Source organism: Protofrankia sp. Cr1, assembly GCF_963555865.1.
Classification (GTDB): Bacteria; Actinomycetota; Actinomycetes; order Frankiales; family Frankiaceae; genus Protofrankia.
Genome location: NZ_CAUVXO010000312.1, coordinates 4,317 through 6,967, shown reverse-complemented (window position 1 = coordinate 6,967; position 2,651 = coordinate 4,317). Strand labels below are relative to the sequence as shown.

The following is a 2,651-nucleotide window of genomic DNA, read 5'->3' as shown; positions in this document are numbered from 1 at the left end:
CTGACCGTTGCCGCTGCACTGACCGTTGCCAGTGCGCCGACCGTTGAGGAGCACACGATGACCATCGAGTCGACCATCACCGGGCCGTCCGGTGTCCCGGGGGATGGGGTGCTGGCTTTCCGCGGCCATCTCCTCCCGCAGGTTGTCGAGGGCGAGGGGCTCTACCTCATCTCCGAACGAGGTGTGGATGTGCTCGCAGGGCCCCTCGCGGAGGCGGTGGCGCCGTTGCTGGACGGCACCCGCACTGCCGAGCAGATCAGCACCGAGCTGGTCGGCCGGTTCCCCCAGGAGCGGGTGCTGTTCGGCCTGGACCGGCTCGTGCGCTCCGGGCGCGCCCGGGTGGGCGAAGGTGCGGCCGACGGCGCGGGCGCGGCGTTCTGGAACCTCGCCGGTCTCGACGGTGACCAGGCCGCCGGTGCTGTCGCGGCGGGAGCCGTCGATCTGCGGGTCCTGGGCGACGTCGACCCGCGGCCAGTGGCGGCCGCGCTCGCAGCCTGCGGCATCGCTGTCGGTACGGATGTCGGTACGGATGTCGGTACGGATCTAGGTGCCGGGATCAACAGTCTGATGGTGGCGGTCACCGACGACTATCTGCATCCCGCTCTCGCCGAACACAACGCCGCCGCGCTGCGGTCGGGACGTCCCTGGCTGCTGGCCAGGCCGGTCGGTTCCGTCCTGTGGGTCGGGCCGCTGCTGGAGCCGGGCCGGACCGGCTGCTGGGAGTGCCTGGCCCAGCGGTTGTCGGCGAACCGGCAGGCCCTGACCTACCTGCAGCGCCGGGTCGGGCGGGATGCCCCGTTCGCGACCGCCGCGGCCCGGTTGCCCGTCACCACGTCGCTGGGCGCGCAGATCATCGCGCTCGAGGTGGCGAAGTGGCTTGCCGGCATGCCGGATGCCGAGCCGGTGGTCATCACACTGGACACCTTCTCGCTTGTCACTGAACGTCATCAACTAGTGCGGCGTCCCCAGTGTCCGGCATGTGGGGATCCGACCCTGATGGCGGCCAGGGCACGTCAGCCGGTGACGTTGTCGGGCCGCAAGAAGCGCTTCACCGCCGAGGGCGGACATCGGGCCACCCCGCCCGAGGAGTTCGTCGGCGCGTTCCTCCACCAGGTCAGTCCGGTCACCGGAGCCGTCACCGGACTGTTCCACCTCGATGTCGGACACGGCGTGCCGCCCGGCCTGCTGCACGGCTACGCGGCCGGCCACAACCTGGCCCGTGAGGTGCGGGACCTGCGCATGCTGCGCCATGGGCTGCGCAGCCAGAGCTGCGGCAAGGGCATGACGGACATCCAGGCGAAGGCGAGCGCGCTCGGCGAGGGCATCGAGCGCTATTCCGGTGTCTTCCAGGGTGACGAGGCCCGGGTGACCGCCACCCTGGCCGGCCTGGACGGCGCGATCGACCCCGCCTCCTGCCTGCTGTTCAGCGGTGACCAGTACGCGGGCCGCACGGAGTGGAACGTTGGTCGGTCACCGTTCAACGTCGTGTACGACCCACTGGACCCCGACACCCCGATCGAGTGGTCGCCGGTCTGGTCGCTCAATGGTGGCGGACAGCGCTGGCTGCCGACGTCCTACCTCTATTACGGCTATCCGCAGCGCGGTGGCGGGGTGTACGCCGTCGCCGACTCCAACGGCAACGCCGCCGGGACGAGCCGTGAGGACGCCGTCCTGCAGGGCTTTTTCGAGCTCGTCGAACGGGACGCCGTCGCATTGTGGTGGTACAACCGCGTCCAGCGTCCCGCGATCGACCTCGACGCCTTTGCCGAGCCGTGGATCGACCGGATCCGGGAGCTCTACGCGGGGCTGGCCCGTGAGGTGTGGGCGCTCGATCTCACCTCGGACTTCGGCATCCCCGTGGTGGGCGCTGTGTCGCGCCGCACCGACAAGCAGGCCGAGGACATCCTCGTCGCCTTCGGTGCGCACCTCGACCCACGTATCGCGCTGCTGCGGGCGCTCACCGAGATGAACCAGTTCCTGCCGGCGGTGCTTCCCATCGGATCGGACGGCAGCGGAACCTACGGCGCGTACGACCCCGAGCAGGAATGGTGGTGGCGCAACGCGACCGTGGCGGAGGCGACCTATCTGCGGCCCGATCCCCGGACCACGCCGTCCGGTCCGGGGCGCTGGCCCGCGTTGGCTCATGACGATCTTGCCGATGACCTAGCCCTGGCCGAACGACTGGTGACCGAACGTGGTATGGAGATGCTCGTCCTGGATCAGACCCGTCCGGATATCGGGCTCCCGGTGGCCAAGGTGATCGTTCCGGGCATGCGGCACTTCTGGGCCAGATTCGCGCCGGGACGGCTCTACGAGGTGCCGGTCGGGCTCGGCTGGCTGGCCGCTCCCACGCCGGAGCACGACCTCAACCCAGTTCCGATGTTCATTTGACCGGGGACGAAGGACCAATGATGAGCGTAACCGGGACGATTGACCCGGCACTCGGCTGTGCTGATTGGCTGTACCTGTCCCTACGCGCTGACGCCGACGTGGTGGCCGACGGCGCCGACCTGGTGATCGGTGGGTCGGCGAAGGCGGTGCGGGTCCGTCGGCCCAGCCCCGGCCTGGCTGGCGCACTGCGGATGCTGGTCACCGATCCGGTGCTACCCGCGACGCTGGTCGCTACCGTGGCGGCGGGTTCAGCTCCCCTG

At 70.0% G+C, this 2,651-nt stretch carries 2 protein-coding genes; both read left to right on the top strand.

The window, feature by feature from the left end; genetic code table 11:
* A partial coding sequence (locus U9980_RS20005; protein ID WP_322769316.1) for a TOMM precursor leader peptide-binding protein occupies nt 1–2,391 on the top strand: 2,391 nt, incomplete at its 5' end.
* A gap of 20 nt (nt 2,392–2,411) precedes the next feature.
* A partial coding sequence (locus U9980_RS20000; RefSeq protein WP_322769315.1) for a hypothetical protein occupies nt 2,412–2,651 on the top strand: 240 nt, incomplete at its 3' end.